Annotated in this window: 7 protein-coding genes; 1 reads left to right on the top strand and 6 read right to left on the bottom strand. The window is 40.6% G+C overall.

Annotation, left to right across the window (positions count from 1 at the left end; genetic code table 11):
- Nucleotides 1-326: 326 nt before the first annotated feature.
- The 6 genes from E3D81_RS17160 to E3D81_RS17130 form a co-directional block, all read right to left on the bottom strand.
- Nucleotides 327-785 (bottom strand): hypothetical protein, encoded by a 459-nt coding sequence (locus tag E3D81_RS17160; protein WP_134778356.1) that lies wholly within the window; start codon nt 783-785, stop codon nt 327-329.
- Nucleotides 786-1,293: 508 nt separating this feature from the next.
- Nucleotides 1,294-1,674, bottom strand: a complete 381-nt coding sequence (locus E3D81_RS17155) for a hypothetical protein (protein ID WP_134778355.1) — start codon at nt 1,672-1,674, stop codon at nt 1,294-1,296.
- Nucleotides 1,675-1,753: 79 nt separating this feature from the next.
- Entirely contained in the window at nt 1,754-2,779 is a 1,026-nt protein-coding gene (lpxK, locus tag E3D81_RS17150; protein WP_134778354.1) for a tetraacyldisaccharide 4'-kinase, read from the bottom strand.
- Nucleotides 2,780-2,781: 2 nt separating this feature from the next.
- Entirely contained in the window at nt 2,782-3,243 is a 462-nt protein-coding gene (locus E3D81_RS17145) for a gliding motility lipoprotein GldH (protein WP_134778353.1), read from the bottom strand.
- An 11-nt stretch (nt 3,244-3,254) separates the two neighbouring features.
- The gene (locus E3D81_RS17140; protein ID WP_209023083.1) at nt 3,255-4,685 is read right to left on the bottom strand and encodes a stage 0 sporulation family protein; all 1,431 of its coding nucleotides are present in this window, start codon (nt 4,683-4,685) and stop codon (nt 3,255-3,257) included.
- A gap of 10 nt (nt 4,686-4,695) precedes the next feature.
- On the bottom strand, nt 4,696-5,838 hold the full coding sequence (locus tag E3D81_RS17130; RefSeq protein WP_134778475.1) for an ATP-binding protein: 1,143 nt from the start codon (nt 5,836-5,838) through the stop codon (nt 4,696-4,698).
- Between the two features lie 129 nt (nt 5,839-5,967).
- Between E3D81_RS17130 and dnaN the strand changes: the two genes are divergently transcribed.
- Nucleotides 5,968-7,089, top strand: coding sequence for a DNA polymerase III subunit beta (gene dnaN / locus E3D81_RS17125; RefSeq protein ID WP_099365138.1), 1,122 nt, complete (start codon nt 5,968-5,970; stop codon nt 7,087-7,089).
- Nucleotides 7,090-7,096 lie beyond the last annotated feature (7 nt).

The raw sequence follows: 7,096 nt of genomic DNA, 5'->3' as shown, positions 1-7,096 counted from the left end.
AAAGTCCTTCAGTAATGAAGGACTTTTTTTTATACTACTACATTGGGAGGTGTATGCATCATTGGGAGCCTACGTCATCGCGAGCTTACGTCATTGCGAGGAACGAAGCAATCTTTCGATTAGTGTAAAGATTGCTTCGTCGTACCTCCTCGCAATGACGGACAAAGTTTCCCAATGACGGGGAAAGTTTCGAAAAGTCCCCCTATCACAAAAAACTCCTCCCTATCACGGAGAAAGGTCCTTCAAATTTGAAGGACCTTTCTTTATGAAACATGAATAATAGTCTATAAATTATCTATTTCTATAGTCAATCAGTCAAGAGGTTATTATTTTTGTTCTTGTTGTTGTTCTTGCTGTTCATTTTGTTCTTGTTGTTGCTCCTGACCTTGTTGCTCTTCCTTTTGTTCTTCTTTAGGTTGAACAACCGGTTCTTGCATTTTTTCTGATTTTTTCGCTGCACGTTCCTCTACAATCTTAGCATAAAGAGGTTTTTGCTCATCAGTCAACAATTCACTTACTTTTTTATCCATATCAGCTGTCAATGCAGCGATTTGGGTTTGCTTAGCATCTTCTGCTTGTGCAGTATCTGCTTTAATAGCTAATTTTGCTTTTTTGTGCTCCAATACAATGTTATAAACTGAAGCTTGTTGTTCTTCTGTCAATTTCAGGGTTGAAGTCCATTCAGTGACAGTTTGTTTTGCTTTTTCTTCAGGGTTTACATCCTGTGCAAAGGTCAGAGTTAATGAGAATAATACTGCGGATACTGCTAAAAATAACTTTTTCATGATTTAATTTTTTTGTTTAACGTCTAATTATTTACTCCGTTTTTGTACAATAATAACAGCCAAACCCACCACTTTATTGTTTATTTGTATCAGGTTTGTTACTTTTTAACATTTCTTAACAAGTAATATTTACGAACAATAGGATATAAATTAGCTAAAAAGCCCCTTTAATTACCTCTAAAGGCAATATTGTAGGATAAGTTTAAAAAACTGAAGACACAACAATTAATCTTATCGTTAATTATCCATTTTCTCCATGTACTGTCTAAGCTAGCACTTCAATATATGTTTGATTTAAGGTTAGAATCGTGCTTTAAGTAGGGATAAAGCATGGTTAAAGTAGTGTGGTAGTATGTCTAGCATACATTTTAGTTACTTTTAGGTTACTTTCAGTATGCTTTTACACCGAAGCCAACCATAAAAAATAGAATCCTATAGCAGCCCATTTAACCACAAAAAAAGCCTTCCAAATTTTGGAAGGCTTTTGCTGTTTATTTTATAGGTAGTTTTAGTTCTGTACTCTACGTTGTCTTTGTTCTGGGCGGTTTTTAGCCATTTCCTCATATTTAGTACGTTGTTCAGGAGTCAAAATGGCCTTGATTTTCTTTTGTTGATCCTCACGCATTGCCTTCCACTTTTCCATTTTTACTTCTCTGCTTTCTTTTTCATCTTTGAATAGCTCTTGCTGTTTTTTACCACTTGCCAAAAACCATTTATTTAAGGAATCTTTTTGAACAGTGGTAAGTTTTAATTCTTTATCCAGGCGTTCAACTTGTCTTTTGGCCATATCTTCCGGATTACGCATTCCTTCGCGTTGCGGACGATCCTGTGCTTGACTGAATGTTACGGCAGCACATAATAATGCAGCTGATAATATTAACTTTTTCATATGATATCAATTTTATTGTGCTATAAATTTGATAAAATATTTCCGTAAGTATCTAATATTTAGCCGTTTTTAACCTCTGTTAAGGTTCATTAACAGTCTTTTCCAATAATTGAAGGAATTCAGTCTCCTTATCGATCTGAAAAGTGATTGGAAGGTAATAAATAGGTAGGAAGGAAAGCTTCAACAGATCAAGCCGCTGGGCATCCTTTTCCGTGGTCAGGATGATCTTATTGTTGGAATCTAGGCCTTTATATTGCCGGATGATTTCCTTGTAATCCTGGTCCTTAAAATCATGGTGATCCTTAAAGACCATATGCACACGTTTTTTGGATGAATTGGAAAGCTCTTCCAATAAAGGTTTTGGATTCGCAATGCCGGTTATAAGGAGGATATCCACATCCTGCAATGAAAAGGGTTTTTCTAAAGGATTGGAAAGCCATACAGGTTCCAGGTATTGCAATTTGGAATAATAGATCGGCGCATTACTATATCGCCTGATCTTTTTTTCGATCCGCAATTTCTGCTCTTGGGAAACCTGTTCAGGACATTTGCTGATCAATACCACATCCGCCCTCTTAGTTTGGTTGAAGGTATCCCTGAAGTTTCCTGTAGGCAATAGGATGATCGGATTAAGAATGGAATGAAAGTCGAACAATAGGATATTGCATTTCGCGGTTATCTTTCGATGCTGGTAGGCATCATCCAGAATAATCAGGTCATGGTTCCTTTGCAACTTTTCGATGCCTTCGGCCCTATTTTCATCTACGGCTACCGTAATAGCCGGGAAATTCTTTTTAAACTGCAGGGGCTCATCCCCTACCATAGCCACATGATCATCTGGGCCAACCAAACGGAAACCTTTGGTTTTTCGGCCATATCCGCGGCTTAGGGTGGCCATTTTGTATTTATCGCTAAAGTATTGGATCAGGTATTGGGTGAGGGGGCTTTTTCCAGCGCCACCAATCGCTAAATTGCCGACGACGATGCTCCTAACAGCAAATTCCCTGGTTTTGAAAATACCAAGGTCATATAATTTGTTTCGGAGCCAAATTATGAGGGTATATAGGATGGTAACCGGAAATAATAACCACCTTAGCAATTGCATAATTATCTTTTTATGAGCTTGATCCCCACATCGTTGACACCTCGAAGGGGGTTCTCTGCCATGTTCTGTTCAAAAGAAAAACTATATTTTCCGGTATCCGGAAAGGAAAGACCTTCTTTTAACAGTTTGGTCTGTTCATAGAGATTGCCGGCGGATTTACCTATCCAGCGGCCATCTGGCTCCGCCAAACTGAATTCATACCGGGTGGACTTATTGGCCATCCCCGGTCCTTCTTCATGTAAAAATACATAAATGTTGGAAAAGGGATAGGACACCGCATGCCTCAAATTGATGTAAACATCGTATTGGGCATCCTTATCCGTTATCTGCACGGTATAGGCGGGTTTAAAATTGTAATCCCAACTGACGTTGGGAATTACTGTGTTTTTTTCATAGAAAGGAACATTTTCCTGGCAGGAAGCAAGGAAAATCATCGTAATAAAGAGCATGAATACTGCTTTCATCTTCAATGGAATTAACCTTCCTTATTCCCGTCCTGGTTTTTATTATTGTTCGGTTTTCTGTTCCGATTGTTCGGTCTTCTACGCGGTTTATTAGCATTTTCCGCAGAAGGATTCCCTTCCTTCGTATTCGAATCTTTAGGACCTTCCTTCGGATTTACCTCCTTAGGACCATCATTTCTCCTACGCTGATTTTGTTGCGCTCGCTGATCCGGTCGCTGGCGCTGTGCATTATCCTGCTGACCCTGACCCTGACCCTGTCTTTGACCGGCCTGCGCATTTTCACCAGTAGGTTTCTTTTTAGGTTTCTTTTTCTTCTTCCTACGGTTTTTATCATCCAAACGGGTAAGACTATCCTGGCCGACCACATTTTCGTAATCTGGCGCAGCTGCCTTAGGCTCTTCTACCTTTTCGGTATTGATCAATTCTGGTGCTTTCCGACCCTGAGCATTGATTTCGGCGATTTCCTTCACCCGATCTACAGGAAGTGGAATCCAACTTTCCGCATGCGGATAAGAGAACCACATGGTTTTCTTGAAGATATCGGTTTTTTGTAGGTAGGCCACACCAGCTACCGTTTCAATACGGTCTACATTGTTCGGGATATCCTTCAGGGCATCCATATAGCTATCCAACTCATAGTTCAAACAACATTTCAGTTTACCACATTGTCCGGCAAGCTTCAAGGTGTTCAACGAAAGGTTCTGGTACCTTGCTGCCGCTGTAGAAACGGTCTTGAAATCCGTTAGCCAGGTTGAACAACAAAGCTCGCGCCCACAAGATCCAATACCACCAAGGCGGCTGGCTTCCTGGCGCATACCAATCTGTCGCATCTCGATACGGATCCGAAACGCTTCGGCCATTCTTTTGATAAGTTCGCGGAAATCGACACGACCTTCTGCGGTATAGTAGAAGGTTGCCTTTGTCTTATCACCTTGGTAATCCACATCTGAAATCTTCATGGATAAACCCAGTTCCAGCGCTAAATTTCGCGCACGGTGCATGGTTTCCCATTCCAGATCTTTCGCCAGGTTATACTTAGCAATATCGTTCTCATTTACCTTTCGGTAAACTTTCTTCACGACATCTTCTGGTTTTACGTTGTTTTTCTTCAATTGAAGCCTTACCAACTCGCCGGTTGAGGCCACATGGCCAATGTCGTATCCCCCGGTATTGGGTTCTACGGCGACCATTTCGCCCATTTCTAAGTAGAGATTATCTGAATTCACATAAAACTCCTTTCTAGAGCCTTTAAAGCGAACTTCAACAATATCAAACGGTTTATAGTTGGAAGGAAGGTCCATATCGACCAACCAATCGTATATATCTAATTTATTACATCCGCTGGTCATACAAGTACCGTTGTTATTACAACCTGCAGGTACTGTACCTAATTTACTGCTGCTTCCGCAACCACCACCGGATGAGCAACTGCCACATCCCATATTTTGTATTTTATATATATTGAGTCCCCTGGGGGAACGTATTGTATTTAAATAATAAAACTAACTGCAAAGATAAATCTAAAAATAATATTTTAGGATTTGCATTTCTTTCCACAGAATAATGTGTTTTTTCCAGCATTTCGATAGCTGCTTCCAGTTTTTCCAAGCTGCTGATCTCGCTGAACTTCTGTACAAATTCCAATTCGGCATCCTTTAAAAAGACCAGATTGGGCATTCCTTGGTTTAAAAGCACGATCTGCCTTAGGACATTAATGCTATACACTAAGAACAATTTTTGGTTCTCACGGCCCAATTTACTGATCTCTTCCTCACAGATCTGGATGATGTTCAATCCGGAATCCGTTACGATAAACCTGAACCATCGGATCAATAGATCGAAATTGGTATTGTCTTCCTCGTGCAATTGTTCGAAAGCGGATTGCATGTTCCCATCAGCAATAAAAGCGATCTCGTTCGCCCGTGATGGGTCAATCCTTTTTTCGTTGATCAGGTATTCCGCGATATCCTCTTGGGGCAATTTGTTCACTTTGACCAATTGCGTCCTGGAGATAATGGTATTCAAAATCTTATCTTGGTTTTCTGCCACCAACAAGAACAAGGTCTTTTCTGGTGGTTCCTCGATAAGTTTTAAGAGTGCATTTCCCTGGGTATCCAAGTATTCGGGCAGCCACATGACCAAGACCTTATATTCGGCCTCAAAAGACTTAAGGCTTAATTTTTTGATGATGGAATGGGCTTCCGCAATATTGATGTTCGCCTGTTTGTTCTCGGCTTCCAATTGGTTCCTCCAGTAGCTAAGCCCCATATAAGGGTTCGCCAGAAAAGCTGCACGCCAATCTTCCATATAGGTGCTAGCGGTTTCTTCGGATTTTTTAGCAAAGAATGGATAAGAAAAGTGAAGATCCGGATGGATCAGTTTTTCATATTTCAAGCAGGAGGCACATGTACCACAGCTATCAGATGCGGATCTGTTTTCGCAATTGATATATTGGGCATAGGCCACGGCAAGAGGGAGTGCACCGGAACCTTCGGGGCCTAAAAATAACTGCGCATGACTCACTCGATTCTCCTGAACCGTCGCGATCAATTGTTGCTTTAGTGCATCATGTCCTATTATTTTCTCCAACTGCATACCTGATTGCACAAATGTACAAATTTAAACCCGTTGCTTTTTAAGAATGTCCCTCTTATATCGAATTAGGATTGTAATTATTTAGATTCTTTTACGTATTATTGCATATAAAAATCTATTAAAACAGAAATGAGATTTATTGTATCCACCTCTATATTACTCAAACAATTACAAGCTATTAGTGGGGCTTCCAGTTCAAGCACCGTATTACCGATTCTGGAGAATTTCCTATTTGAAATAAAAGACAATATCCTGACGATTTCGGCTACGGATCTACAAACCAGTATGGTTACGAATCTTCAGATCGAGGCGAAAGAAGAAGGTCGCGTGGCGATGCCTTCCAAAATCTTGATCGAGACTTTAAAAACCCTACCGGATCAGCCGGTCGCTTTTTCGGTGGATACCAATACCTTGGCGATTGAGATCTCTGCTGGAGATGGTAAATATAAATTGAGTGGAGAAAATGCGGATGATTTTCCAAAAATTCCTGTGGTAGACAATATTTCTACGGTAAATATTCCAGCAGGAACTTTATTGGAGGCCATCAATAAAACCATTTTTGCGGTAAGTAATGATGAATTGCGTCCTGCGATGTCGGGTGTTCTGGTTCAATTGGCTGAACAATCGACTACCTTCGTGGCAACGGATGCGCATAAATTGGTGAGATACCGTCGTACAGATGTTACGGCAGAAAAAGCGACTTCCATTATCCTTCCAAAGAAAGCCCTTTCGCTATTGAAATCATCTTTACCAGCTGATGATGTGAATGTTTCTATTGAATATAACAATACGAATGCTTTCTTTCAGTTCGGAAATATCAACCTGATCTGTCGTTTGATCGATGAGCGTTATCCGGATTACGAAGCGGTAATTCCTCGTTTGAACCCTAATAAATTGACCGTAGATCGTTCTTTGTTCCTGAATACCCTTCGTCGTGTGGTGATTTTTGCGAACAAAACCACGCATCAGGTTCGTTTGAAGATCAATGGCAGTGAATTGCATATCTCTGCAGAGGATCTGGACTTTTCGAATGAAGCCCACGAGCGTTTAAGCTGCCAATTTGAGGGTGAAGACATGGAGATCGGATTCAATGCGAAATTCTTGGTGGAGATGTTGAACAATCTTTCCTGCGAAGAAGTTGTTTTGGAAATGAGCACGCCAAACCGTGCAGGGCTATTGGTGCCAGCGGTTAAGGAAGAGCATGAGGATATTTTGATGTTGGTGATGCCAGTGATGTTGAACAATATTTAATTAGCAG

Origin of the sequence: Sphingobacterium sp. CZ-2 (assembly GCF_004526235.1) — a bacterium.
GTDB lineage: Bacteria > Bacteroidota > Bacteroidia > Sphingobacteriales > Sphingobacteriaceae > Sphingobacterium > Sphingobacterium tenebrionis.
Note: the sequence above shows the minus strand (reverse complement) of the source record. Positions and strands in the feature narration are given on the sequence as shown.

Coding starts and splice junctions, on each gene's coding strand:
- E3D81_RS17160 (WP_134778356.1), bottom strand. CDS start 785: ATGAAAAAGTTATTTTTAGCAGTATCCGCAGTATTATTCTCATTAACT.
- E3D81_RS17155 (WP_134778355.1), bottom strand. CDS start 1,674: ATGAAAAAGTTAATATTATCAGCTGCATTATTATGTGCTGCCGTAACA.
- lpxK (WP_134778354.1), bottom strand. CDS start 2,779: ATGCAATTGCTAAGGTGGTTATTATTTCCGGTTACCATCCTATATACC.
- E3D81_RS17145 (WP_134778353.1), bottom strand. CDS start 3,243: ATGAAAGCAGTATTCATGCTCTTTATTACGATGATTTTCCTTGCTTCC.
- E3D81_RS17140 (WP_209023083.1), bottom strand. CDS start 4,685: ATGGGATGTGGCAGTTGCTCATCCGGTGGTGGTTGCGGAAGCAGCAGT.
- E3D81_RS17130 (WP_134778475.1), bottom strand. CDS start 5,838: ATGCAGTTGGAGAAAATAATAGGACATGATGCACTAAAGCAACAATTG.
- dnaN (WP_099365138.1), top strand. CDS start 5,968: ATGAGATTTATTGTATCCACCTCTATATTACTCAAACAATTACAAGCT.